The organism is Streptomyces sp. NPDC054794 (assembly GCF_053611585.1).
The window spans coordinates 51,439-74,044 of the sequence record NZ_JBSHAQ010000046.1 but is presented as its reverse complement, the minus strand read 5'-3'; the positions used below and the strand labels follow the sequence as shown (position 1 = coordinate 74,044).

Here is a 22,606-nt window from a genome sequence, read left to right as displayed (position 1 = left end):
GTCCGCCCCCGCCAGGCCCGCACCGGCCCCAGCACCGCGAACCGCACCGGCTCCAGCGGAGTCACGGCTGCCGCGATGCAGGGTCCGGGGCGGTGCCGGCGTCAGCCCAGAGGGGCGGCGTTGTCGCGCAGGGCGGCGAACACGGGGCCGTACATGCGGGACTTGATGGTGCCGACAGTGTCGCCGGCCTTGCCCACCAGGGCCTCGGCGATCTCCACGGCGGTCGTGCGGACCGCGTCCTCGTCGACGGCGCGGTCGACGATGCCGACGGCCGCCGCGTCGACGCCGCCGTAGCGGCGGGCGGTGACCATCGCCTCGTGGGCGACCTGCGGGGCCAGACGGGCCTGGATGAGGGCGGACATGCCCGGCGTGAAGGGGATGTTGATGTCGGCCTCGGGCAGACACCAGAAGCCGCGGTCGCCCCGCATCACACGGAAGTCGTGGGCCAGGGAGAGCATGGCTCCGGCGGCGAAGGTGTGCCCCTGCAGCGCGGCCACGGTGATCATCGGCAGGGCCAGCAGGCGCGCGAAGAGCCCTTGCACGGAGGACACGTAGTCCTCGTGCTGGTCGGCGTGGGCGCCCAGCCAGTCCAGGTCGAGGCCGTTGGAGTAGAACTTGCCGGTCGCGGCGGTCACCAGGGCGCGGGGGCCGTCCGCCTTCTCCACCTCGTCGAGGGCGGCGTCGACGGAGGCGATCCAGTCGGGATGGAAGCGGTTCTCACCGTCCCCGAGGTCGAGTACGAAGACGTTGTCGTGGCGTTCCAGTGCGGGCATGACGGCTCCCTGGGTCTGGGCATGGATCGGCAGTGCCCCTCTGGACACATTGTGCGGACCTCCAGGGCTACCGCTCGGTAACTTATGCCGCGCACGCAGGACGGACAAGGGTCGTGAGCCGAATTCACGCCCCCGACCGCCGCGGGTCAGCCCGGCCCGCCCACGCAGGTCAGCCGCACGCACGGGTCAGCCCGCCCTCCGCCGCGGCTTCAGCGCGATCGACGGCAGCTCCGGGGCGGGCAGCGGGTCACCGCCGTATTCCCGCACCTCGCCGAAGCGGGTGGTGCCCTCCATCCAGTCCTTGCGGGCCTGGACGATGTCCTCGTGGGTGCGGCCGACGAAGTTCCACCACATGACGATCTCCTCCTGGAACGGAGGGCCGCCGAGCAGCACCGCGCGGGCCGTGACGTCCGAGTCGTTGACGAGGGTCAGGGTGTCGGCTCCGGGGTGGACGTAACCCAACTCCGCCCGACGGACCGGGGTGTCCTCCACCCGGACGTCCCCCTGGTCGACGAGGAGGCCGTGCTCGAAATCAGGGTTCACGGCGACGGTGATCGCCGCGTACGGTTCGAGGACGATCTCTGCACCGAGGAGAGGCGTGAAGGTGCGCACCGGCGAGACGGCTCCGGCGAGGGAGCCCAGGAAGACCCTGACCACCGCGCCGTCGACGCGCACCGGCTCGGGCGCGTGGTGCTGGAAGTCCCGGCCCGTGTCGCGGTGCTCCCCCGGCAGTGCCACCCACAGCTGCACCCCGTGCAGAACGCCGGTGCGCGGGGTGGAGACCTCCGAGTGGGCGATGCCGTGGCCGCCCGTCATGAGGTTGAGCTCGCCGGGCCGTACGAGCGCGTGGCTGCCGAGGCTGTCACGATGTTCGATCTCGCCGCTGAACAGCCAGCTCACCGTCTGCAGACCGGTGTGCGGGTGCGGGGCCACGTCCATGCCGCCGGTGCGGGTGACGTCGTCGGGACCGTAATGGTCGGCGAAACACCAGGCACCGATCAGCGACCGCTCACGCTGCGGCAGGGTGCGCCGCACGGTCATCGCCCGGGGGCCGCCCAGGGGGACGTCACGCGGGGTGAGTATCTCGACCTTGCTCATCGGGGACCGCCTCCAGCATCCGACCTGATAGTTTTATCTTCAACAATTATTCCGGAGGAGTCCAGGTTGAGCAACAGCACCAGCCCCGGGTCGGCGGACCGGCGGATCTACATCGACAAGCAGAGCCCCAAGCCGTACCACGCGCTGGTGCAGACCTCCGAGGCGGTCCGCACGACCGCGGCCGAGGCGGACCTGGACCGGACCGTCGTGGAGCTGATCAACCTGCGCGTGTCGCAGATCAACGGCTGTGCCTACTGCCTGGACGTCCACACCAGGGCGGCCGTGCGCGGCGGCGAGACCGCACAGCGGCTGGGCGTGCTGGCCGCTTGGCGGGACACCGAGGTGTTCACCGCCGTGGAGCGCGCCGCCCTCGGCCTGGCCGAGGCCACCACCGAGCCGTCCGACGGGGATCTGCAGGAATCCGCGTACGCCGCCGCGCGCGGGGTGCTCACCGACGACCAGATATCCGCGGTGATCTGGGTGGCGGTCACGATCAACGCGTTCAACCGGGTCTCGATCCTCAGCAAGCACCCGGTGCGGTGACCCGCCGGGCGGCGCCGCAGAGCGCGTTCCCGGGCCTGCCGCTCAGTGAGGCCCACGGCGCGGCGATCTCGGGGACGGTGACGGTGACGCGCGGCAGCGCCCGGTGGTCGGTGTCGGGGCCGGGGCTGCCGAGGACGTCCCGCACGGCGATCCGCGCCTGGTGCATGGACACGTGGGTGAAGGCGCCGTGGCCGGTGATGTCGCCAACCGCCCACGGGCCGCCCGCCGCCCGCAACTGTCCGCCCATGGGCACGGAGTCGACCGCCGGGTCGAGCCCCACCGACCCGAGCCCCGGCTCGGCGGGGTCGTTCTGCCGCCCGGTGGCGCCCAGCAGCCGCCCGGCGCGCAGCGGCCCCGCCGCGCCGTCGAGCCGCACGGCGAACCCGGTGCCGTCGTGGCTTCGAGGGTGCGATCGCCCACCGTCACCCGGCGCAACCGTCCAGGCGTCCCCGGCCGCGCGGCAGACGCCCGCCCTTGCCCACGAGGCGGTCGACGGCCACCTGGTCGTTCCAGTCGTCGGTGGCCTCGTCATGCATGCGTCCGGCGGCCTGGGCCCAGTCCGGCCGCACCTCCGCGTCGCCCGCCAGGGCGGGCGGACCGGCGGCCCGATTCCCTGAGCGCACAGCAACGAGCCTGTCAGCGCACCCCACGGACAGAACGAGCTAGGCTGGCCCGTCCGTTCGCCTCACCGCGTCCGACCCGACCAGCGGAGCCGCGAGATGTCCGTTCGCCGTGTGCTGCCCGACGCCCGGTCGAGCAGCCTGCCAACGAGCCCGGAGTTCTTCGTCCCGGACCCCGACGCGCGCATGGTCGACGTGGTCGGTCATGGCTGACGGCGGGCTCGGTGACGCTGAGGCCGTCAACGCCGGTGCCTGGCAGGCGTACGGCGCCCACCACCTGCGGCGCGGCACCGTCCCGCCGGACGCGGATCGGTTCGCGTGGGGCCCCGGCGGCACCGGGCCCGGTGCCGAGGTGCTCGGCGACCTGACGGGCCGACGGGTGCTGGACCTCGGCTGCGGCACGGCGTGGCACGCGGCCCATCTGGCGCGTACGCACGAGGTGTCGGTGGACGCGGTCGACGCGTCGCCGGGGCAGTACGAACGCGCCCGCGCGCGGTACGGCGCCACGCCCGGACTCCGGCTCGTGCTCGGCGACGCGGTCGCCCATCTGCGCACGGCCGAACCGTACGACGTCGTCTACTCCGTGAACTCCGTGCCGTACCTCGATCCCCGTCGGCTGCTGCCCGCGCTGGCGGCGTCCCTGGCGCCTGGCGGAACGCTGTGCTTCACGGTGCTGCACACCAACTCCCAGGGGGACGGCCCCTCGTGCGAGGTGGTCTCCCGGCCGGAGAAGCTGGTGCTGGCCGACGGCGGAACGACCACGGTACGGATGTGGGTGCTCACCCCCGAACTCTGGGCGGAACTGCTCGCCGACCACGGGCTGTGCGTCGAGGGCGTGGACGTCCTGGACGCGCCCGAGGACGGAAATCACGCGTCCTACCGGCTCTTCCGGGTGCGCCGGCCGGCCCGCGTCTCCTCCCGCCCCCGCACCGACCTGCCGCCCGTCGCACACGCCGCGTTGGGCGTCGGCGCCATCCTGCACGGGCCGCGCGGCCTGCTCCTGGGCCGGCACCGCCGGGGCACCTGGGAACTGCCCGGCGGCACGGTGGAGCCCGGCGAGTCGCTCGTCGGGACGGTGGTCCGCGAACTGCGCGAGGAGACCGGCCTCGACGCCCGCCCGGCCGATGTACAGCTGCTGGGCACGCTCCTCGACGACGTCGGCGGCGTGGTCCGGATGACCGTGGCCGCACTGGTCGCCGACTGGCGGGGCGAACCGGCCGACCAGCCGGGCGAGCGCGTCGGCGACTGGCGCTGGTTCGCCCTGGACCGGCTGCCGCCCGGCTTGTTCGTGTGCAGCGCGCAGGCCCTGACCGCCTGGCGTCCCGACCTCCCCGTCGACCACACGCCCGCCCGGTTCACGCCGTACGCGCAGGCCGACCACGCGGGCTGGACGGGACCTTGACGAGTCATGAGACTGGTGGGCACCCGACGCCTCGCCCAGGACGGTGACCATGAACCTGGAGAACCAGGAAGCACCACGCGTCGAACTCACCCCGCAGGCCGCGGATCTGCTGCGCCGACTGCGCGCCTCGCACGGCCCGCTGATGTTCCATCAGTCCGGCGGCTGCTGCGACGGCAGCGCGCCCATGTGCTACCCGGACGGCGAGTTCCGCACCGGCGGCTCGGACGTGCTGCTGGCCGAACTGGAGGTCGAGGGCGTCGACGAACCGGTCACGTTCTGGATGTCGCGCAGCCAGTACGAGGTCTGGAGCCACACGCGCCTCATCGTGGACGTGGTTCCAGGCCGGGGCAGCGGATTCTCGCTGGAAGCACCTGAGGGGGTGCGTTTTCTCACCCGTTCTCGTGTCGTAGACCTTTAGCCACCGCGGCGGAAACCGCGATCTGGTGCACTTCCCCTGAGCCCTGGAACAGTTGACGAGACCTCAGGGGGAAGCAGTGACGCGTCGTCTGAAGCGGTTAGCGGCGGGCAGAACGGTACTGACGGTCCTCACGGCGTTCGGCGTGCTGACCGGTGCGGCCCTGACGGGGGCGGCACCGGCCGGCGCCGTCGAGGCCGTCACCGAGATCGCGCCGGGTGTCACCTACGAACAGTTCGACATCACGGCGACCCGGGGCGTGACGCACGCCCATGTGCTGCGGGTGGACCTGCGCAATCCGTACGTGCACCTGGACCTGCTCTACCCGGGAGTGGTGGCCGACCGCGCCCCCGTGTCCCGGCTCGCGCAGTCGGCGGGGGCGGTCGCGGGTGTCAACGGCGACTTCTTCAACATCAACGAGGTGCAGCACCCGGGCATCGAGGCGACGGGCGCGACGGTGGGACCGCTGATCGCGCACGGGCGGCCGCTCAAGGCCGCGGTGCCGAACGGCCAGCGGTTCGGTCCCGCGCTGCCGCCCGGCACGAACACCCGGGAGGTCTTCGGTGTGGGTGTCGACCGGCGGGCCCGGCTGGACCGGCTCTCGCTCGTCGGCTCCGTGCTCACGCCCGAGGGGCGGCTGCCGCTCGGCGGGCTCAACCAGTACGCGCTGCCGGAGAACTCCGTCGGCGCGTTCACCCCGAAGTGGGGCAGCGTCTCCCGGGTGCGCGCGACGTGCGGCACCGACACCGTCCGGGCGGCCCCGTGCAGCACGGACACCTACGAGGTGACGGTCCGCCGCGGCCGGGTCGTGTCGGCCTCGAACACCCCGGGCAGCGGTCCCATCGCCGCGGGCACCACGGTCCTGGTGGGCCGGGAGGCGGGCGCCCAGCAGCTGCGGAAGCTGTCCGCGGGCGAGCGGGTGACGGTGCGTCAGCGGCTGTGGGCGGCGCGGTCCAGGATCCCGTACCGCTTCGCCCTGGGCGGCTACCCGGTGCTGCGCGGCGGGCAGCCGTCGGCCGGTCTCGACTCGACCACGTCGGCCGTGCGCACCGCCGTGGGCATCGCCGGCAACGGGCGGCGGCTGGTGCTACTGGCGCTGGACGGGGCGCCCGCCTACCGCAGCGGCCTGTCGATCGCCGAAGTGGCCGCCCAGATGCGGGCGTTGGGGTCGGTCGACGCGTTCAGCCTGGACGGCGGCGGCTCGTCGACGCTGGTCGCCCGGGAGCCGGGCGCGAGTGCCGTCTCCGTGCGCAACCATCCCAGCGACGGCGCCGAGCGCCCGGTGCCCACCGGCATCGGGGTCTTCTCGGCGCCGTGACTCAGGGGCGCAGGCTGCTCACCAGGTCCGCGGTCGCGGTGAGTCCGCTCTGGATGGTGGGCGCCATGTTGGTGCTGGCGATGTAGAAGCCGAGCAGCATGCACACCAGGGCGTGGGAGATCTTCAACGCGCCGTTGCGCATGAAGATCACCGCAATGATCAGGAGCAACAGCACCACAGAGATGGAAACGGCCATCGCGAACCTCCTCCGCCACGCCCCTTTCGCGGGCGTTCGGCCGCAAGTGTGGCGTAGCGGAGGGTTGGTCCGGGCGGCTGACGTGTCCTCCGATCGTGTGGTGTCTACCGAACGTGCGCTCTCAGGCCGAGGGGTGAGCTTCCAGGAACGCCTCCAGGCCGGCCAGGTCGTCGGTGTTGAAGTAGTCGACGTCGGCGGCGAGCAGTTCCGTCCACAGCGCGTCCCGTGCCGGGCCCGCCAGGTCCGGGGTGGCCCAGAACCGGACGCGCTGCCCGCGCGCGTGCGCGGCGCCGATGATGCCGCGCAGCTTCTGCCGCTCGGCGTCCGGGAACGGTCCGTCGCCGAGCCAGGTGAAGTTCAGCGTCCAGTTGTCGGAGATCAGCGGGATGAAGGAGGCGCGGGCCGTGCTGCCGAGGTCGGAGAGCCGGCCGTCGTAGAAGGCGCGGCGCACCTTCTGGGCCTCCATGGGGATCCGGGCGGCCCGGTCTCCGGAGATGACGGCGGTGACCGGACCGGGGTGCACCCGGCCGTGCGCGTAGGTCGTGAACAGGTGTTTGTAGCGCAGGAGGTGACGGTCGAGTTCGAGGTAGGTCGACGACCCCTCCGTCTTGATGTCGACGAGCAGCTGCAGGGACCTGTGCCGACCTCGGTACACCGAACCGTGGTTGTCCTTCACGCGGGCGGCGAGGGGGTCGAGGTAGAGGGATTCGAGGGTGCGGGTCGGGTCGAGCTCGGAGGCGTCGTGGGCGACCAGGAGTTGGTCGCCGACGAGGAAGATGTCGGCCTCGACGCTGCCGAAGCGGTGGTCGAGGGCGTCGAACAGGGGGCGCGGGTGCTCGTAGTCGTTGTGGGCGTGGGCGCGCCACAGCGGGCGCGGGCCGCGGTGACCGCCGCCCGCCCACGCCGGGCCGGCGGGCAGCGCGACCGCGCCCGCGAGGGCGGCGCCGAGGGTGGTGAGGGCTCTGCGACGGGTGGTGAGGACCATGCTCTGCCTCCCTTGTAGGGCCGTACGGGACCGAAGGGAGTATGCGTGCGATCCGGGCCCAACAGGCCCTGTCGTGCGGTGAGTTGGCCGGACCGCCGCCCTGTGTTCACTTCGTCGGAGCAGTGCGCACGAGGAAGCCCGCCCCAGGTGGGACGGGCTTCTCGCGGGCTGCCGCGGGCTGTCGCGGGCGGCTGTCAGGGGGCCTGGAGGTCGACCAGTTCGGCCAGGGCAGCGCGGTGCGCGCCCGCCGTGCCGAGGGCGATCGAGTCCGCCTTGGCCCGCTTGAGGGAGAGGTGGATCGGGTGCTCCCAGGTCATGCCGATACCGGCGTGCAGCTGCAGCGCCTCCTCGGCGGCGTGCACGGCCACCGGTGCCGCGTAGGCCTGGGCGACGGCGACCGCGAGGTCGGCGTCCTGGGTGGTGGAAAGGGCGTCGGCGGCGGCGCGCGCGGCGGCCCGGAGGTTGACGACCTCCAGCCACAGCTGGGCGAGCCGGTGCTTGAGCGCCTGGAAACCGCCGACCGGCCGGTTGAACTGCTTGCGCTCCTTCAGGTAGCGGACGGTCTCGGTCAACACCCCGTCGGCGATGCCGAGTTGCTCGGAGGCGAGCAGTCCGGCCCCGGCGCGCAGGGCCCGGCGCACGGCGGGCTCGGCGGCGCCGAGACGCCGGCCGGAGGCGCCGTCGAGGGTGACGGTGGCCAGCGGCCGGGTCAGGTCCAGGGCCACCTGCGGGGTGACGGTCACGGCGGAGGCGGTGACCGCGTACAGCCCGCCGTCGTCCGCGGGGACGAGCAGCAGGTCGGCGACGGCGGCGTCGGCGATGCCGGTCAACTCCCCGTGCAGGGTGCCGTTTTCGAGCCGTACGGTGGTGAACGCGGCGCCGGGTGCGGTGTGCAGCCCGACGGCGAGCGCGCCGATCGACGCGCCGGACGCGAGCTCGGCCAGCAGGTCGTCGGCCCCGCAGGCGAGCAGTGCCTCGGTGGCCAGGACGGCACTCGTCAGATAGGGCACGGGCGCGACCGCGCGCCCCAGCTCCTCCAGGACGACGGCGACTTCGCGGTGCGTGGCACCCTGGCCGCCGAGTTCCTCGGGGACCAGCAGACCCGCCAGGCCCATGCCGGTGGCGAGCGCCTTCCACAGCGCCACGTCGTGCGGGGCGTCCGACTCGGTGCGGGCGATCACGCCGGCCGCGTCGCAGCGGTCCGTGAGCAGGTCGCGGACGGCGGCGCGCAGCGCCTCTTCCTCCTCCGAGTAGAGCAGGTCGGGCTGAGTGCGCTGTGTTGTCATCGGGCGAGGTCCTTCCACGCGACGTCCTTGTCGGTGCGCGGCTCGGCGGGCAGGCCGAGGACGCGCTCGGCGACGATGTTCAGCAGGATCTCGCTGGTCCCGCCCTCGATGCTGTTGCCCTTGGCGCGCAGGTAGCGGTAACCGGCGTCGCGGCCGACGAAGTCGACCAGTTCGGGGCGCCTCATCGTCCAGTCCTCGTACAGGAGCCCCTCCTCGCCCAGGAGTTCCACCTCCAGGCCGCTGATCTCCTGGTTGAGGCGGGCGAAGCCGAGCTTCATGCCGGCGCCCTCGGGACCGGGCTGGCCGACGGTGAGCTGCTGGCGCAGGCGTTCGCCGGTGAGCCGGGCGACCTCGGCCTCCACCCACAGCCTGAGCAGCCGCTGGTGCAGCTCGTGGGTGCGCAGCTCCGGGCGCTCGCGCCAGGTCTTGGCGACCGGGCCGATCATGCCGCCCTCGCGGGGCAGCCGCATGCCGCCGATGGCGACGCGTTCGTTGTTCAGCGTGGTCTGCGCGACCCGCCAGCCGTCGCCGATCTCGCCGAGGCGGCGGGCGTCGGGGATGCGGACGTCGGTGAGGAAGACCTCGTTGAACTCGGCCTCGCCGGTGATCTGGCGCAGCGGACGGACCTCGACGCCGGGGTCGGTCATGTCGCAGATGAAGTAGGTGATGCCCGCGTGCTTGGGCACGTCCGGGTCGGTGCGGGCGATGAGAATGGCCCAGCGGGCGACGTGGGCGCTGGAGGTCCACACCTTCTGCCCGTTGACCACCCACTCCTCGCCCTCGCGCACCGCGCGGGTGCCGAGCGCGGCCAGGTCGGATCCGGCGCCCGGCTCGCTGAACAGCTGGCACCAGACCTCCTCGCCCGTCCACAGGGGGCGCAGGTAGCGCCGCTTCTGCTCCTCGGTGCCGTAGCGCAGGATCGTCGGCGCGGCCATGCCGAGGCCGATGCCGATGCGCCTCGGGTCGTTGTCGGGGGCGCCGGCGGCCTCCAGCGCGGCGTCCACGACGACCTGGAGGGAGCGTGGGGCGCCGAGTCCGCCGAGGCCCTCGGGGTAGTGCACCCAGGCGAGCCCCGCGTCGAAGCGGGCCCGCAGGAAGTCCAGGCGGTCGGTGGTCGCGGGCGGATGCGCGGCCAGCAACTCGGCCGTACGGCGCTGGAGTTCGGCTGTGTCGGTCATGCGGCGGCTCCGTTCTCCAGCGACGGCAGGACGGCGACCCGGCCGGTGGTGACGCCGTCGGCGACCCGCTGCACGGCGGCCGCGGCGCCGGCCAGCGGCACGCGCTCGCTCACCAGCGGCTTGATCGCGCCCCGGGCGGCCAGCTCGGTGAGCTGCTCGTGGCAGTGCTGGACCAGCTTAGGGTTCTTGGTGTTGTACAGGCCCCAGTGCAGGCCGAGGATCGAGTAGTTCTTCACCAGGGCGTGGTTGAGGCCGGGGCTGGGGATGGTGCCGCTGGCGAAGCCCACGACCACGATCCGGCCCTCGAAGGCGACGACCTTGGTGGACTGCGTGTAGGCCTCGCCGCCGACCGGGTCGTAGATCACGTCGGCGCCCCGGCCGCCGGTGGCCTCCTTCACGGCGGCCACGACGTCCTCGGCACGCCGGTCGATCACCACGTCGCAGCCCAGCTCCCGGGCGACGGCGGCCTTGTCGGCGCCGCCGACGACGCCGATGACCGTGGCCCCGGCCGCCTTGCCGAGCTGTACGGCCGCGCTGCCGACCCCGCCGGCGGCGGCATGCACGAGCAGGGTCTCGCCCGCTTCGAGGCGGGCGCGGCGGTGCAGGCCGAACCAGCCCGTCTGGTAGCCGATGTGCAGGGCGGCGGCCTCCGCGTCGTCGAGGGAGTCGGGCGCGGGCAGCGTCGCGGCGGCATCGGCGACGACGTACTCGGCGAATCCGCCGTGCGGCAGCGCGGGGTTGGCGAGCACCCGGCGCCCGTCCTCGGTCTCGCCGCAGATCTCCACGCCCGGCGTGAACGGCAGCGGCGGCCGGACCTGGTAGTGGCCGCGACACATCAGCACGTCCGGGAAGTTGATGTTGGCGGCACGCACCTTCAGCAGGACCTGGCCCGCGCCGGGAGTGGGCCGCTCCACCTCCTGGAGCCGCATCACCTCGCTCGGCTCGCCGTTCTCGTGCACTTGCCATGCCTGCATGCGGTGCCTCCACGGGACTGCTTCGTCTGACCGGGGTCAACGGCATACTAAGCGGTCGCTTGCCATTCAGGGAACAGGCCCGCGTGTCACGACCCGGACGGCCGCGCCCTTACGTGCATCCGCTCACCCTGCGGGCCGAACAGGCTCAGGAACTCCACCGGCCCCTCCCCCGTCGACCCGAACCAGTGCGGCACCCGGGTGTCGAACTCGGCGGCCTCCCCCGCCGTGAGCACCACGTCGTGCTCGCCGAGCACCACCCGCAGCCGCCCGGAGAGCACATACAGCCACTCGTAGCCCTCATGGGTCCGCGGTTCCGGCTCCTGCTGACGCTGCGGCTCCAGCACCTTGAACGCCTGGAGTCCGCCGGGCTGACGGGTGAGCGGCCAGTGGGTGCGCCCGTGCCGCACGATCGGCTTGGCCCGCACCCGCGGATCCCCGACCGGCGGGGCACCGACCAGCTCGTCCAGCGGCACCTGATGGGCCTGCGCGATCGGCAGCAGCAGCTCCAGGCTGGGCTTGCGCAGGCCGGACTCCAGTCGGGACAGGGTGCTGACGGAGATGCCGGTCGCCTCGGACAGCGCCGCGAGGGTCACCTCCCGCTCCTTGCGGATCCGCCGCAGCCGGGGGCCCACGCCCGCGAGAACGTCGTCGGTGGTCATGTCCGTATTGCAGTTTCGGCAAACAAGTTTGTCAATCCGGCGGCGGGCGCGCGACCGTCGGCCGGGGAGGTGGTCATCCATGACCGAGAACACCGGGCACTGCGAAGTCGTCGTCGTCGGAGGAGGCGCGGCCGGGCTGTCCGCCGCGCTCGTCCTGGGCCGGGCCCGGCGGCGCACGCTGGTCGTCGACGCGGGCGAGCCGCGCAACGCGCCGGCCGCCCATATGCAGGGCTATCTGTCACGGGACGGCATGGCGCCCGCCGAGTTCCTCGCCGTGGGGCGCGAGGAGATCGCGCGGTATGGCGTGGAGCTGGTCCGGGACCGGGTGGTGGACGTGTCGAAGGACGGGGAGTTCGACGTCGTCCTCGCCGGTGGACGCACCGTGCGGGCGCGGCAGCTGGTGGTCGCCACCGGCCTGAAGGACGAGCTCCCGGTGGTGACGGGCCTGGCCGAGCGGTTCGGCCGGGACGTGCTGCACTGCCCGTACTGCCACGGCTGGGAGGTGCGCGACCGGGCGTTCGGCGTGCTCGCCAGTACCCCGATGAGCGTGCACCAGGCGCTGATGGTGACCCAGTGGTCCAAGGACGTGACCCTCTTCCTGCACGAGGTCGCCGGGACCGAGCTGGGCGAGGACGACCGGCGCCGACTGGCGGCTGCCGGGGTCGTCGTGGTCCCCGGCCCGGTGGCCGAGGTGGTGAGCGCCGACGACCGGCTCACCGGGGTCCGGCTCGCGGACGGCACCGTGCACGAGCGCGAGGTGCTGTTCGTCGCGCCGCGCGCCGTGCCGCGTACCGGCCTCCTGGCCGCCCTGGGCGCCGAGATGCGCGAGACGCCCTTCGGCACCTACCCGGTGATCGACGAGCGCGGCCTGACGACCGTCCCCGGGCTGTGGGCGGCGGGCAACGCGAGCGGATTCGCGGAGCAGGTGGTGAACGCGGCCAGCCGCGGCTACCGGGCCGGAGCGGCGATCAACGGGGAGCTGCTGTTCGCCGATCTCGACGCGGATGGGGGTCCCCCCTGTCCGAGCGAAGCCGAGAACTTGGGGGAGTAGGTGTAGTCGCGGCGCCCGCGGTGCACCATGGCTGCATGCTGCTGACCCGGCTCGCCCATGTGTCCCGGGAGGTCGCCGCCACCTCGGCACGCTCCCGGAAGACCGCCCTGCTCGCGGAGCTCTTCCGGGACGCGGAGGCGGACGACGTGCCGATCGTCATCCCGTACCTGGCCGGACGGCTGCCGCAGGGCCGCCTCGGGATCGGCTGGAAGGTGCTGAGCGCGCGGGTACCGCCCGCCGCGGAGCCCTCCCTCACGGTGCGCGAGGCGGACGCCCGGCTCACCGCGATCGGCAAGCTCTCCGGGCCGGGCTCGCAGGCCGAGCGGGCGCGGCTGGTCGGGGAGTTGATGGGCGCGGCCACCGAGGACGAGCAGCGCTTCCTGGTCGGGCTGATCACCGGTGAGGTGCGGCAGGGCGCCCTGGACGCGCTGGCCGTGGAGGGGCTGGCCGGGGCGACCGGGGCCGACGCGGCGGACGTACGGCGGGCGGTGATGCTCGCCGGTTCGCTGCGGACCGTGGCCCGGGCCCTGCTCGCCGACGGCCCCGAGGCGCTCGGCCGGTTCCGGCTCACCGTCGGCCGGCCGGTGCAGCCGATGCTGGCGCAGACCGCCTCCTCGGTGGCCGAGGCGGTCGGGAAGCTGGGCGCGTGCGCGGTGGAGGAGAAGCTGGACGGCATCCGGGTCCAGGTCCACCGGGACGGCGACTCGGTGCGGATCCACACCCGCACCCTCGACGACATCACCGACCGGCTGCCCGAAGTAACCGCTGCCGCACTGGAGTTGACGGGTGAGCGGTTCATCCTGGACGGCGAGGTGCTCTCCTTCGACGCGGCCGGGCGGCCCCGCTCCTTCCAGGAGACGGCGGGCCGGGTGGGCTCCCGAGTCGACGTGGCGAGGGCCGCCCGGGAGATGCCGGTCTCCCCCGTGTTCTTCGACGCGCTCGCGGTCGACGGCGACGACCTGCTCGACCTGCCGTTCGAGCGGCGGCACGCGGAGCTGGCCCGGCTGGTGCCCGGGCCGATGCGGGTGCGCCGGACCCTGGTGTCCGGCCCGGACGACGTCGGACGGGCCGAGGACTTCCTCGCCGAGACCCTCGCACGCGGTCACGAGGGGGTCGTGGTCAAGGCCCTGGACGCCCCCTACAGCGCCGGCCGGCGCGGAGCCTCCTGGCTGAAGGTCAAGCCTGTGCACACCCTCGACCTGGTCGTCCTGGCCGTCGAACGGGGCCACGGCCGCCGCACCGGCAAGCTCTCCAACCTCCATCTGGGCGCCCGCACCGCGGACGGCGGCTACGCCATGCTCGGCAAGACCTTCAAGGGCATGACCGACGCGATGCTCACCTGGCAGACCGAACGGCTGACGGAGCTGGCCGTCGAGGACGACGGCTGGGTGGTGACCGTACGCCCCGAACTCGTCGTCGAGATCGCCTACGACGGCCTGCAGCGCTCCTCCCGCTACCCGGCCGGCGTCACCCTGCGCTTCGCCCGCGTGGTCCGCTACCGCGAGGACAAGCGCCCCGAGGAGGCGGACACCGTCGCGGCGCTGCTGGCCGCACACCCGGAGGTGCGGCCGTGACGGAGAAACGGAGCGCCGGCCTGCTGCTGTTCCGGCACACCGACGACGGTACGCAGGTGCTGCTCGGCCACATGGGCGGCCCCTACTTCGCCAAGAAGGACGCCGGGGCGTGGACCGTGCCCAAGGGCGAGTACGGCCCCGAGGAGGCCGCCTGGGACGCGGCCCGCCGCGAGTTCCGCGAGGAGCTCGGCCTGCCGCCGCCCGACGGGCAGGCCGTGGCGCTCGGCGAGGTCCGGCAGACGGGCGGCAAGCTCGTCACGGTCTGGGCCGTCGAGGCCGACCTGGACCCGGAGTCGATCGAGCCGGGCACCTTCTCGATGGAGTGGCCGCCGCGGTCGGGCCGGGTCCAGGAGTTCCCCGAGCTGGACCGGGTGCGCTGGTTCGCTCTGGACCGGGCCCGCGAGGTGATCGTCACGGCGCAGGCCGCCTTCCTGGACCGGCTGGCGCGGCACTCGGCCGAGTAGCCGATGCACGCGTTGCGGTCGTCACCGTCGCGCGCGAAGGTCGAATCAAGCCCGCTCCCAGGGAGGTCAGTCATGCCCATCGCAACGATCAACCCGGCGAACGGCGAGACGCTCAAGACGTACGAGGCCATGGGCGAGGAGGAGATCGAGCGCCGGCTCCAGCTCGCGGAGGCCACGTTCCGCACGTACCGGTTGAGCCGTTTCGTCGACCGCGGGCGCCTCCTGGTGCAGGCCGCCAATCTGCTGGACGAGGACCAGCGGGACATCGCGCGGATCATGACCACCGAGATGGGCAAGCCGATCGCGCAGGCCCGCGCGGAGGCCGCCAAGTGCGCGAAGGCCATGCGCTGGTACGCGGAACACGCCGAGGCGCTGCTCGCCGACGAGGAACCCGCCGAGGCCGACGTGTCGGACTCGGGGGCGTCCCGGGTCCGGGTCCGCTACCGGCCGCTCGGCCCGGTGCTCGCGGTGATGCCCTGGAACTTCCCGCTGTGGCAGGTGGTCCGCTTCGCCGCGCCGGCCCTGATGGCGGGCAACGTCGGCCTGCTCAAGCACGCCTCCAACGTCCCGCAGACCGCCCTCTACCTGGAGGACCTCTTCCACCGCGCGGGCTTCACCGAGGGCTGCTTCCAGACCCTGCTGATCGGCTCCGGCGCGGTCGACGGCATCCTGCGCGACGAGCGCGTCAGGGCGGCCACCCTGACCGGGAGCGAGCCCGCGGGCCGGTCCGTCGCCGCCACCTGCGGGGAGATGATCAAGAAGACGGTGCTGGAGCTCGGCGGCAGCGACCCGTACGTCGTCATGCCCTCCGCCGACCTCGACCGCGCCGCGCAGATCGCGGTCACCGCCCGGGTGCAGAACAACGGGCAGTCCTGCATCGCGGCCAAGCGGTTCATCGTGCACACGGACGTCTACGACGCCTTCGCCGACCGGTTCGTCGAGGGCATGAAGGCGCTGAAGGTCGGCGACCCGATGCAGGAGAACACGCAGGTCGGGCCGCTCGCCAGCGAGCAGGGACGGGCCGACCTGGAGGAGCTGGTCGACGACGCGAGGCGCGGCGGCGCGGCCGTGCTGTGCGGCGGGGAGCGCCCGGCCTGGCCCGGCTGGTTCTACCCGCCGACCGTCCTCGCCGGCATCACCCGCCAGATGCGGATCCACCGCGAGGAGGCGTTCGGACCGGTCGCCACGCTGTACCGGGCCGGCGACCTGGACGAGGCGGTGCTCATCGCCAACGACGCGCCGTTCGGCCTGAGTTCGAACGTGTGGACCCGGGACGAGGCCGAGACGGACCGCTTCGTACGGGACCTGGAGGCCGGTTCCGTGTACGTGAACGGGATGACCGCGTCCCATCCGGCGTTTCCGTTCGGCGGGGTCAAGCGGTCCGGGTACGGGCGTGAGCTGTCCGGGCACGGGATCCGCGAGTTCTGCAACATCACCACTGTTTGGCAGGGTGCGTGACGTTTCCGCGGCTACGATCCCGTCTGTGAACCGCGAAGTGACTCTGCCTCTGATCGTCGACGACAGCGGTACCTTGCAGGTGGCCGCGGCCGACGTGAGCAAGCTGCTCCGCACGGTGGGCGGCAGGTGGCTGCACCTGGTGGAGGCCGGACAGGACGGGCTGGACGAGGACACGGTGGCCGCGCTGACGATCGAGCTGGCGAAGCTGGCCGACCGGATCGACGTGGCCTGCATCGCTCACAGCAGCGGGGCGCCGTAGGGGACGTACTGCAACCTGTTCCAGACCTACGAGGCCGACGCAGGCCCTCTACGATTCGGGCGCAACAGCCGCCCCACGCCGCGAAGTTGACGGTCCCCGCGAGGACCACGTCGGCCGGTGGGCCGTCGCGGGCGAGCCAGGCCACATGGGCGGGGCAGGCCTGACACCCCGGCAGCGGCCGGTGGGCACGCAGGCGTTCCTCGTCCAGGCCACAGGCGGCGGCGAACGCGGTCAGCCGCTCCCCCGCCGGCACCTCGCCCTCGGCGAGCAGGGCGAAGAAGGCGGCGGCCGGGGACGTCGGTCGAGCGTTCGGCCAGATGCCGGAAGGAACGCTCGTCGGCGGTGATCACCCAGCACTGTTCGAGGGCGAGGGCGAGGGCGGCGAGTGCGGCACGGTCGGCCCGGTCCGCGGCGATGGCCGGGGCGACCCGGCTGACCTGCGGATCCGAGACCGGTTCCCGGGGCGTCGTCGCCAGAATTTCGCAGGCGGTGGGGGTCATGTGTCCTCCGTCGGAGCGCCTCTGGCTCTTGTCCGTTCCATGCCCTTTGTCCCCGATTCGGAGTAATCCGGCGCGAGATCGTCGCCCCGTCGGGTGAACCTGGGTGGACCACCTTCTGGCCGGTGGGCGAAGGCCCGCCGGAGGCGAAAGCAGGGACGGCTCATGGCGACTTTGTGCAGACCCTCGGTGTCCGTACCAGAACACGTGATCACGATGGAGGACACGCTGGAGCTCGCGCGCCAACGGCACGCGGACCACCCACAGCTCCCGCTGGCGCTCCGACTCATCGAGAACACGGGAGTCCGCACCCGGCACATCGTGCAGCCCATCGAGGAAACCCTGAAGCACCCGGGCTTCGACCAACGCAACAAGGTCTACGAGGCCGAGGCCAAGGCCCGTGTCCCCGCGGTGATCCAGCGGGCCCTCGACGACGCCGAAGTCCTCACCTCCGACATCGACGTCCTCATCTACGTGTCGTGCACGGGCTTCATGATGCCCTCGCTGACCGCGTGGCTGATCAACGAGATGGACTTCCCGAGCACCACCCGGCAGCTGCCCATAGCCCAGCTGGGCTGCGCGGCGGGCGGTGCGGCCATCAACCGGGCGCACGACTTCTGCACGGCCTACCCGGAGGCCAACGCACTCATCGTGGCCTGCGAGTTCTGCTCGCTGTGCTACCAGCCCACCGACCTCGGCGTGGGCTCGCTGCTCTCCAACGGCCTGTTCGGCGACGGCGTCGCCGCGGCCGTGGTGCGCGGGCAGGGCGGCACCGGCGTCCGGCTGGAGCGCAACGGCTCGTACCTGATCCCCAAGACGGAGGACTGGATCGCGTACGACGTCCGGGAGACGGGCTTCCACTTCCTGCTGGACAAGCGGGTGCCCACGACCATGGAGCCGCTCGCCCCGGCGCTCCAGGACCTCGCGGGCACGCACGGCTGGGACGCGTCCGACCTGGACTTCTACATCATCCACGCGGGCGGGCCCCGAATACTCGACGACCTCAGCAAGTTCCTGCGGGTCGACCCGCACGCCTTCCGGTTCAGCCGGTCGACGCTCACCGAGTACGGCAACATCGCGAGCGCCGTCGTGCTGGACGCGCTGCGCCGGCTCTTCGAGGAGGGTGGCGCGGCGGACCGGGCGCGCGGACTGCTCGCCGGGTTCGGTCCCGGCATCACCGCCGAGATGACCGTGGGCCGGTGGGTCCGGTCGGACGACGAGGCGTCATGACCGAGGAAGCACTCGCCGGGGCGCCACCCCCCGTCCGGCCGTGGCCGGCGCTCGATCTGACCGGCGTCGACTTCGACCCGGTGCTGACGGAGCTGATGCGCGAGGGCCCGGTCAACCGCATCCAACTGCCCAACGGCGAGGGCTGGGCCTGGCTGCTCACCCGGTACGACGACGTACGGATGGTGGCCAACGACGCCCGGTTCAGCCGCGAGGCGGTCATGGACCATCCGGTCACCCGGCTGGCACCGCACTTCATCCCCACCCGTGGTGCGGTCGGCTTCCTGGATCCACCGGACCACACCCGGCTGCGCCGGGCGGTCGCCCCCGCGTTCACCGCGAAGGGCGTCGAGCGGGTCCGGGACAAGGCCCGCGCCATGCTCGACGAGCTGGTCGACGAGCTCGTCCAGGACGGTCCGCCCGCCGATCTCACCGGGGCGGTCCTCAGCCCCTTTCCCATCGCGGTCATCTGCGAGCTGATGGGCGTGCCGGCCGACGACCGGCACGCCATGCACTCCTGGACGCAGCTGATCCTGTCCTCCTCGCACGGCAAGAAGCTCAGCGAGAAGGCCAGGAACGAGATGACCGCGTACTTCGCCGACCTCATCGGCCGGCGTGAGGGAAGTACGGCCGAGGACGTCGCCTCGCTGCTCGGCGCCGCCGTGGGCCGGGGCGAGGTGACGCCCCAGGAGGCGGTCGGACTGGCCGTCCTCCTCCAGATCGGCGGCGAGTCGGTCACCAACAACAGCGGGCAGCTGTTCTACCTGCTGCTGATCCGCCCCGACCTCGCCCAACGGCTGCGCGCCGAACCGGAGATCAGATCCCGGGGCGTCGACGAGCTGCTGCGCTACATCCCGCACCGCAGCGCGGTGGGGCTGTCCCGGATCGCCATGGAGGACGTGGAGATCAGGGGCGTACGGATTCGTGCGGGTGAACCGGTCTACGTCTCCTACCTGGCCGCCAACCGCGACCCGGACGTCTTCGTGGACCCGGAGATGATCGACTTCGCCCGCAGTCCGAATCCGCATGTCGCGTTCGGCTTCGGCCCGCACTACTGCCCGGGCGCCCAGCTCGCCCGGCTGGAGTCGGAGCTGTTGGTCGACACGCTGCTGGACCGGCTGCCCGACCTGAGGCTGTCCGTTCCTCCCGACCAGGTGCCCTTCAGAAAGGGCGCGTTGATCCGCGGGCCTGAGGCCCTGCCCGTGACATGGTGAGCGGCTCATGACTACGACGGAAGGGCTGGCGGTACCCGAAGGCCCCGCGGCCCAAGGAGTGGCGCCGGCCCAGGCGGAAGCACCGCCCGACGAGGTGGCACGGGGCGAAGGACTGCTCGTGCCGCCGGGACACGGCCGCATCGTGCACACGCCCGCCCAGCGCGTGACGTTCAAGGTGACCGGCACGCACTCGCGGATGGCCTCCACCTTCGAGGTGGAGGTCCCGCCGGGCTTCGACGTCGGCGCCCATGTGCACACGCGCAGCGAGGAGTTGTTCTACGTGCTGGACGGCGAGCTGGACGTGCTCGCCTTCGAGCCGCGCGTGCGCACCCCCGACAACTGGCAGAAGTGGGAGTCGAGTTCGGGCAACCGGGTGGTCCGGGCGACGCCGGGCACGGTCATCGTCGTACCCCCCGGCTGCCCGCACGCCTTCGCGAACCCGACGGACGCCCCGGCGAAGATGTTCTTCCAGGCGTCCCCGCCCCCCGACCACGAACGCTACTTCGAGGAGCTGTTGGAGATCCTGAACAACTCGGGCCCGCCCGACCACGAGGCGATCGAGGAACTGCGCCGACGTTACGACATCGAGCAGCTCACGCCTCTGCGGCACCGGTGAGCGCCGCTGCCCCGAGGGGGCGCCGGGAACTGCGCGACCCGCCGCGGCACATCCGCGGCCCGGGTCGCGCAGCCCCGTGCGGCACTACCGGATCGGCATCCCGGACAGGGTCCGGGCGATGACCAGCCGCTGGATCTCGCTGGTGCCCTCGAAGATCGTGTAGATCGCCGAGTCGCGGTGCATGCGCTCCACCGGGTACTCCCGCGTGTAGCCGTTGCCGCCCAGGATCTGGATCGCCTGCGCGGTGACCTTCTTCGCGGTCTCGCTGGCGAACAGCTTGGACATCGAGCCCTCGGCCGCGGTGAACGGCTTGCCGTTGACGGCCATCCAGGAGGCGCGCCACACCAGCAGCCGGGCCGCGTCGACGGCCGTGCGCATGTCCGCGAGCTGGAAGGCGACCCCCTGGTTGTCGATGATCGGCCGCCCGAACTGCTCGCGGGTCATCGCGTAGTCGAGGGCGACCTCGTAGGCGGCGCGTGCGGTGCCCACGGCCATCGCGCCGACGGCCGGCCGCGACGCCTCGAACGTGGCCATCGCCGCGTTCTTCACCCGCTCCCCCGAGGAGGCCTTCGCCCGCTCGCGGGCGCGGGCGAGCCGCTCGTCCAGCTTCTCCTTGCCGCCGAGCAGGCAGGAGCCCGGGACGCGGACCTGGTCCAGGACCACCTCGGCGGTGTGCGAGGCGCGGATGCCGTGCTTCTTGAACTTCTGGCCCTGCGTGAGGCCCGGCGTGCCCGGCGGGACGATGAAGGAGGCGTGGCCCTTGGAGCCGAGCTCCGGGTCGACCTGGGCGACGACCACGTGGACGTTGGCGATGCCGCCGTTGGTCGCCCAGGTCTTCGTGCCGTTGATCACCCACTCGTCCTTGGCCTCGTCGTACACCGCCCGGGTGCGCAGGGAGGCCACGTCCGAGCCGGCGTCGGGCTCGGAGGAGCAGAACGCGGCCACCTTCACGTCATTGGCGTCGCCGTACATCTGGGGGATCCAGATGCCGATCTGCTCCTCGGTGCCGTTGGCGAGGACGCCCACGGCGGCGAGGCCGGTGCCGACGATGGACAGGGCGATGCCGGCGTCGCCCCAGAACAGTTCCTCCATGGCCATCGGGATGCCGAGCCCGGTGGGGTCGAAGTACTGCTGCGCGTAGAAGTCGAGGGAGTAGATGCCGACCTTGGCGGCCTCCTGGATGACGGGCCAGGGTGTCTCCTCGCGCTCGTCCCATTCGGCCGCGGCGGGACGGATCACATCGGCGGCGAAGCCGTGGAGCCAGTCCCGCACCTCCTTCTGCTCGTCATTGAGCTCCATGGTGAACTCGGCCATGTCCCCTCCAGCGGCGGCACGTGCATGTTACTAGCGGTAACCCGAGTCTGTTACTCACGGGTAGGAAAAGTCAACTCCCGATGACCTGTCGGCATCCCGTTCGATGTCAGCAGCCCAGTCAGTGCTAGTTTGCGCAGGCGTCACCGAAACAGCACGGGTGGGGAGAGCACATGGACACCACGCAGCGGACCGATCAGCAGCGGTCCGCGGACCGCCGAAGGCGCGAGCTGCTGGAGGCCGCGGACAAAGTGGTGCTGCGTGATGGTCCGCAGGCCTCGATGAACGCGATCGCCGCGGAGGCCGGCATCACCAAGCCGATCCTCTACCGCCACTTCGGCGACAAGGGCGGGCTGTACGCCGCCCTCGCCAAGCGGCACACGGACGCCCTGCTCGATTCCCTGCGCGCCGCGCTGGACGCCCCCGCCGACCGGCGGGAGCGGGTCGAGTCCACCCTGGACACCTACCTCGCGGCGATCGAGGCACGGCCCCAGGTGTACCGGTTCCTGATGCACCCCGCCGAGGGGACCCCGGGCGCCGACCAGGGATTCGACGTCGGGAAACACTCGGCACCCCTGCTGCGCAGGATGGGTGAGGAGCTGGCCCAGGTCATCGAGGACCGCCTCGACCTCGGACCCGGCAGCCAGCAACTGGCCCGGGTGTGGGGACACGGGATCGTCGGCATGATGCACGCGGCCGGTGACTGGTGGCTCGGGGAGCGTCCCTGCTCGCGCGCGGAGCTGGTGCGGAGCCTGGCCGACCTGCTGTGGGGCCGCCTCGCGGCGGCCGGGGACAAGATCGGCGGCCCGGGTTTCTGACCCTCAGCGGCTCCAGGGGGCTCGGTCCACCTGACGCATCAGCCTGCGCCCGCGCCAGCCCGTCAGCCGGTCCGCGTAGACCCGGCCCTCCAGGTGGTCGCACTCGTGCTGCAGGCACCGGGCGAAGAACCCGGTGCCGTGCACGGTGACCGCCTCCCCCCTCATCGTGAAGCCCTCGACGACCGCGTGGTCGTACCGCGGCGTGCCCGCTTCCAGCCCCGGCAGGGACAGACAGCCCTCCGGCCCGCGGATCACCACGCCGTCGGCCTCCACCAGCCGCGGGTTCACCAGGTGCCCCAGGTGACGCACGTCCTCGTCGTCGGGACAGTCGTAGACGAACACCCGCAATCCCTCGCCGATCTGGTTCGCGGCCAGGCCCACCCCCTGTGCCGCGTACATGGTCGCGAACAAGTCCTCCACGAGCACCGACAGTTCGGGGCCGAAGTCGGTGACCTCGGCGCACGGGGACTGGAGTACGGGGTCACCCAGCAGGGAAAGAGGCCGGACGCGCCCGCGGGCGCCCGGGATCGAGCCGTGTCGCATGGCGGCAAGGGTACGGTTCCCTCGGCCCACCACCCGCCGCGCGACCGTGGGCCGGGATTCGGGTGTGCGAATGGATCTCGATAGGCTGAGGCCCACACCCACGTGCCGAATGGCTCAGGCGCGGCGC

At 72.4% G+C, this 22,606-nt stretch carries 25 protein-coding genes; 13 read left to right on the top strand and 12 right to left on the bottom strand.

Translation table 11 applies throughout. The annotated features are described in order from the left end of the window. Positions 1–101: 101 nt before the first annotated feature. Together ACWGKT_RS36100 and ACWGKT_RS36095 are read right to left on the bottom strand one after the other, a co-directional pair. A complete protein-coding gene (locus ACWGKT_RS36100) occupies positions 102–773 on the bottom strand; it encodes an enoyl-CoA hydratase-related protein (protein ID WP_453276960.1) in 672 nt (223 codons plus the stop codon). Between the two features lie 186 nt (positions 774–959). Next, a complete protein-coding gene (locus ACWGKT_RS36095; RefSeq protein WP_453276959.1) occupies positions 960–1,871 on the bottom strand; it encodes a pirin family protein in 912 nt (303 codons plus the stop codon). A 66-nt stretch (positions 1,872–1,937) separates the two neighbouring features. Between ACWGKT_RS36095 and ACWGKT_RS36090 the strand changes: the two genes are divergently transcribed. Beyond that, on the top strand, positions 1,938–2,414 hold the full coding sequence (locus ACWGKT_RS36090) for a carboxymuconolactone decarboxylase family protein (RefSeq protein WP_453276958.1): 477 nt from the start codon (positions 1,938–1,940) through the stop codon (positions 2,412–2,414). On the opposite strand, the gene ACWGKT_RS36085 is transcribed toward ACWGKT_RS36090, so the two are convergent. Both ACWGKT_RS36085 and ACWGKT_RS36080 read right to left on the bottom strand, forming a co-directional pair. Further along, positions 2,392–2,790, bottom strand: coding sequence for a hypothetical protein (locus ACWGKT_RS36085; protein ID WP_453276957.1), 399 nt, complete (start codon positions 2,788–2,790; stop codon positions 2,392–2,394). The two genes, ACWGKT_RS36090 and ACWGKT_RS36085, sit on opposite strands and share 23 nt — an antisense overlap. Before the next feature lie 46 nt (positions 2,791–2,836). Next, positions 2,837–3,037: a hypothetical protein gene (locus ACWGKT_RS36080; protein WP_453276956.1), complete on the bottom strand. Its 201-nt coding sequence runs from the start codon at positions 3,035–3,037 to the stop codon at positions 2,837–2,839. A gap of 202 nt (positions 3,038–3,239) precedes the next feature. Between ACWGKT_RS36080 and ACWGKT_RS36075 the strand changes: the two genes are divergently transcribed. The 3 genes from ACWGKT_RS36075 (at position 3,240) to ACWGKT_RS36065 (ending at position 6,169) form a co-directional block, all read left to right on the top strand. After that, positions 3,240–4,436, top strand: coding sequence for a bifunctional class I SAM-dependent methyltransferase/NUDIX hydrolase (locus ACWGKT_RS36075; RefSeq protein ID WP_453276955.1), 1,197 nt, complete (start codon positions 3,240–3,242; stop codon positions 4,434–4,436). Between the two features lie 49 nt (positions 4,437–4,485). Further along, positions 4,486–4,854: a DUF779 domain-containing protein gene (locus tag ACWGKT_RS36070; protein ID WP_356147590.1), complete on the top strand. Its 369-nt coding sequence runs from the start codon at positions 4,486–4,488 to the stop codon at positions 4,852–4,854. Between the two features lie 76 nt (positions 4,855–4,930). Further along, positions 4,931–6,169, top strand: a complete 1,239-nt coding sequence (locus ACWGKT_RS36065) for a phosphodiester glycosidase family protein (RefSeq protein ID WP_453276954.1) — start codon at positions 4,931–4,933, stop codon at positions 6,167–6,169. A gap of 1 nt (position 6,170) precedes the next feature. Here ACWGKT_RS36065 and ACWGKT_RS36060 read toward each other — a convergent pair whose 3' ends face one another. From ACWGKT_RS36060 to ACWGKT_RS36035, 6 genes are all read right to left on the bottom strand, one after another. Further along, a complete protein-coding gene (locus ACWGKT_RS36060; protein WP_235453849.1) occupies positions 6,171–6,365 on the bottom strand; it encodes a hypothetical protein in 195 nt (64 codons plus the stop codon). 121 nt (positions 6,366–6,486) lie between these two features. Beyond that, on the bottom strand, positions 6,487–7,350 hold the full coding sequence (locus tag ACWGKT_RS36055) for a phosphatidylinositol-specific phospholipase C/glycerophosphodiester phosphodiesterase family protein (RefSeq protein WP_453276953.1): 864 nt from the start codon (positions 7,348–7,350) through the stop codon (positions 6,487–6,489). 194 nt (positions 7,351–7,544) lie between these two features. Continuing rightward, a complete protein-coding gene (locus ACWGKT_RS36050; RefSeq protein ID WP_453276952.1) occupies positions 7,545–8,636 on the bottom strand; it encodes an acyl-CoA dehydrogenase family protein in 1,092 nt (363 codons plus the stop codon). Beyond that, positions 8,633–9,814 (bottom strand): acyl-CoA dehydrogenase family protein, encoded by a 1,182-nt coding sequence (locus tag ACWGKT_RS36045; protein WP_453276951.1) that lies wholly within the window; start codon positions 9,812–9,814, stop codon positions 8,633–8,635. Before ACWGKT_RS36045 ends, ACWGKT_RS36050 begins: the two co-directional genes overlap by 4 nt. Then, positions 9,811–10,788 carry an NADPH:quinone oxidoreductase family protein gene (locus ACWGKT_RS36040; protein ID WP_453276950.1) on the bottom strand — a complete coding sequence of 326 codons (978 nt, stop codon included), beginning with the start codon at positions 10,786–10,788 and terminating at the stop codon, positions 9,811–9,813. The genes ACWGKT_RS36045 and ACWGKT_RS36040 overlap by 4 nt, the downstream gene beginning before the upstream one ends. Positions 10,789–10,874: 86 nt before the next feature. Beyond that, a complete protein-coding gene (locus ACWGKT_RS36035; protein WP_356147573.1) occupies positions 10,875–11,447 on the bottom strand; it encodes a helix-turn-helix domain-containing protein in 573 nt (190 codons plus the stop codon). 79 nt (positions 11,448–11,526) lie between these two features. Here ACWGKT_RS36035 and ACWGKT_RS36030 point away from each other — a divergent pair, with 79 nt between their 5' ends. The 8 genes from ACWGKT_RS36030 (at position 11,527) to ACWGKT_RS35995 (ending at position 19,807) form a co-directional block, all read left to right on the top strand. Next, positions 11,527–12,498 (top strand): NAD(P)/FAD-dependent oxidoreductase, encoded by a 972-nt coding sequence (locus ACWGKT_RS36030; RefSeq protein WP_453276949.1) that lies wholly within the window; start codon positions 11,527–11,529, stop codon positions 12,496–12,498. A gap of 35 nt (positions 12,499–12,533) precedes the next feature. Then, positions 12,534–14,072 carry an ATP-dependent DNA ligase gene (locus ACWGKT_RS36025; RefSeq protein WP_356147570.1) on the top strand — a complete coding sequence of 513 codons (1,539 nt, stop codon included), beginning with the start codon at positions 12,534–12,536 and terminating at the stop codon, positions 14,070–14,072. Next, positions 14,069–14,536 carry an NUDIX domain-containing protein gene (locus ACWGKT_RS36020; protein ID WP_356147568.1) on the top strand — a complete coding sequence of 156 codons (468 nt, stop codon included), beginning with the start codon at positions 14,069–14,071 and terminating at the stop codon, positions 14,534–14,536. The genes ACWGKT_RS36025 and ACWGKT_RS36020 overlap by 4 nt, the downstream gene beginning before the upstream one ends. A 72-nt stretch (positions 14,537–14,608) precedes the next feature. Continuing rightward, entirely contained in the window at positions 14,609–15,994 is a 1,386-nt protein-coding gene (locus tag ACWGKT_RS36015; protein ID WP_453276948.1) for an NADP-dependent succinic semialdehyde dehydrogenase, read from the top strand. A 25-nt stretch (positions 15,995–16,019) separates the two neighbouring features. Beyond that, positions 16,020–16,253 (top strand): DUF6213 family protein, encoded by a 234-nt coding sequence (locus ACWGKT_RS36010; RefSeq protein WP_235453859.1) that lies wholly within the window; start codon positions 16,020–16,022, stop codon positions 16,251–16,253. A gap of 662 nt (positions 16,254–16,915) precedes the next feature. Beyond that, complete coding sequence (locus tag ACWGKT_RS36005) at positions 16,916–17,980, top strand: type III polyketide synthase (RefSeq protein ID WP_453276947.1); 1,065 nt, start codon at positions 16,916–16,918, stop codon at positions 17,978–17,980. Beyond that, the gene (locus ACWGKT_RS36000; protein ID WP_453276946.1) at positions 17,977–19,191 is read left to right on the top strand and encodes a cytochrome P450; all 1,215 of its coding nucleotides are present in this window, start codon (positions 17,977–17,979) and stop codon (positions 19,189–19,191) included. Before ACWGKT_RS36005 ends, ACWGKT_RS36000 begins: the two co-directional genes overlap by 4 nt. 94 nt (positions 19,192–19,285) lie before the next feature. After that, complete coding sequence (locus ACWGKT_RS35995; protein WP_356147616.1) at positions 19,286–19,807, top strand: cupin domain-containing protein; 522 nt, start codon at positions 19,286–19,288, stop codon at positions 19,805–19,807. A gap of 84 nt (positions 19,808–19,891) precedes the next feature. On the opposite strand, the gene ACWGKT_RS35990 is transcribed toward ACWGKT_RS35995, so the two are convergent. Next, the gene (locus tag ACWGKT_RS35990; protein WP_453276945.1) at positions 19,892–21,121 is read right to left on the bottom strand and encodes an acyl-CoA dehydrogenase family protein; all 1,230 of its coding nucleotides are present in this window, start codon (positions 21,119–21,121) and stop codon (positions 19,892–19,894) included. Between the two features lie 170 nt (positions 21,122–21,291). Here ACWGKT_RS35990 and ACWGKT_RS35985 point away from each other — a divergent pair, with 170 nt between their 5' ends. Continuing rightward, positions 21,292–21,936, top strand: a complete 645-nt coding sequence (locus ACWGKT_RS35985) for a TetR family transcriptional regulator (RefSeq protein ID WP_453276944.1) — start codon at positions 21,292–21,294, stop codon at positions 21,934–21,936. Positions 21,937–21,939: 3 nt separating this feature from the next. Here the strand turns inward: ACWGKT_RS35985 and def are convergent, their stop codons facing one another. After that, complete coding sequence (gene def / locus ACWGKT_RS35980) at positions 21,940–22,479, bottom strand: peptide deformylase (protein WP_356147557.1); 540 nt, start codon at positions 22,477–22,479, stop codon at positions 21,940–21,942. Positions 22,480–22,606 lie beyond the last annotated feature (127 nt).

Excerpts from the sequence above, each read along its gene's own strand:
- ACWGKT_RS36070 (WP_356147590.1), top strand. The coding sequence starts at position 4,486 with ATGAACCTGGAGAACCAGGAAGCACCACGCGTCGAACTCACCCCGCAG.
- ACWGKT_RS36095 (WP_453276959.1), bottom strand. The coding sequence starts at position 1,871 with ATGAGCAAGGTCGAGATACTCACCCCGCGTGACGTCCCCCTGGGCGGC.
- ACWGKT_RS36100 (WP_453276960.1), bottom strand. The coding sequence starts at position 773 with ATGCCCGCACTGGAACGCCACGACAACGTCTTCGTACTCGACCTCGGG.
- ACWGKT_RS36005 (WP_453276947.1), top strand. The coding sequence starts at position 16,916 with ATGGCGACTTTGTGCAGACCCTCGGTGTCCGTACCAGAACACGTGATC.
- ACWGKT_RS36060 (WP_235453849.1), bottom strand. The coding sequence starts at position 6,365 with ATGGCCGTTTCCATCTCTGTGGTGCTGTTGCTCCTGATCATTGCGGTG.
- ACWGKT_RS36050 (WP_453276952.1), bottom strand. The coding sequence starts at position 8,636 with ATGACAACACAGCGCACTCAGCCCGACCTGCTCTACTCGGAGGAGGAA.
- ACWGKT_RS35985 (WP_453276944.1), top strand. The coding sequence starts at position 21,292 with ATGGACACCACGCAGCGGACCGATCAGCAGCGGTCCGCGGACCGCCGA.
- ACWGKT_RS36075 (WP_453276955.1), top strand. The coding sequence starts at position 3,240 with ATGGCTGACGGCGGGCTCGGTGACGCTGAGGCCGTCAACGCCGGTGCC.
- ACWGKT_RS36025 (WP_356147570.1), top strand. The coding sequence starts at position 12,534 with ATGCTGCTGACCCGGCTCGCCCATGTGTCCCGGGAGGTCGCCGCCACC.
- def (WP_356147557.1), bottom strand. The coding sequence starts at position 22,479 with ATGCGACACGGCTCGATCCCGGGCGCCCGCGGGCGCGTCCGGCCTCTT.
- ACWGKT_RS36015 (WP_453276948.1), top strand. The coding sequence starts at position 14,609 with ATGCCCATCGCAACGATCAACCCGGCGAACGGCGAGACGCTCAAGACG.
- ACWGKT_RS36000 (WP_453276946.1), top strand. The coding sequence starts at position 17,977 with ATGACCGAGGAAGCACTCGCCGGGGCGCCACCCCCCGTCCGGCCGTGG.
- ACWGKT_RS36035 (WP_356147573.1), bottom strand. The coding sequence starts at position 11,447 with ATGACCACCGACGACGTTCTCGCGGGCGTGGGCCCCCGGCTGCGGCGG.
- ACWGKT_RS36055 (WP_453276953.1), bottom strand. The coding sequence starts at position 7,350 with ATGGTCCTCACCACCCGTCGCAGAGCCCTCACCACCCTCGGCGCCGCC.
- ACWGKT_RS35990 (WP_453276945.1), bottom strand. The coding sequence starts at position 21,121 with ATGGCCGAGTTCACCATGGAGCTCAATGACGAGCAGAAGGAGGTGCGG.
- ACWGKT_RS36030 (WP_453276949.1), top strand. The coding sequence starts at position 11,527 with ATGACCGAGAACACCGGGCACTGCGAAGTCGTCGTCGTCGGAGGAGGC.
- ACWGKT_RS36045 (WP_453276951.1), bottom strand. The coding sequence starts at position 9,814 with ATGACCGACACAGCCGAACTCCAGCGCCGTACGGCCGAGTTGCTGGCC.
- ACWGKT_RS36040 (WP_453276950.1), bottom strand. The coding sequence starts at position 10,788 with ATGCAGGCATGGCAAGTGCACGAGAACGGCGAGCCGAGCGAGGTGATG.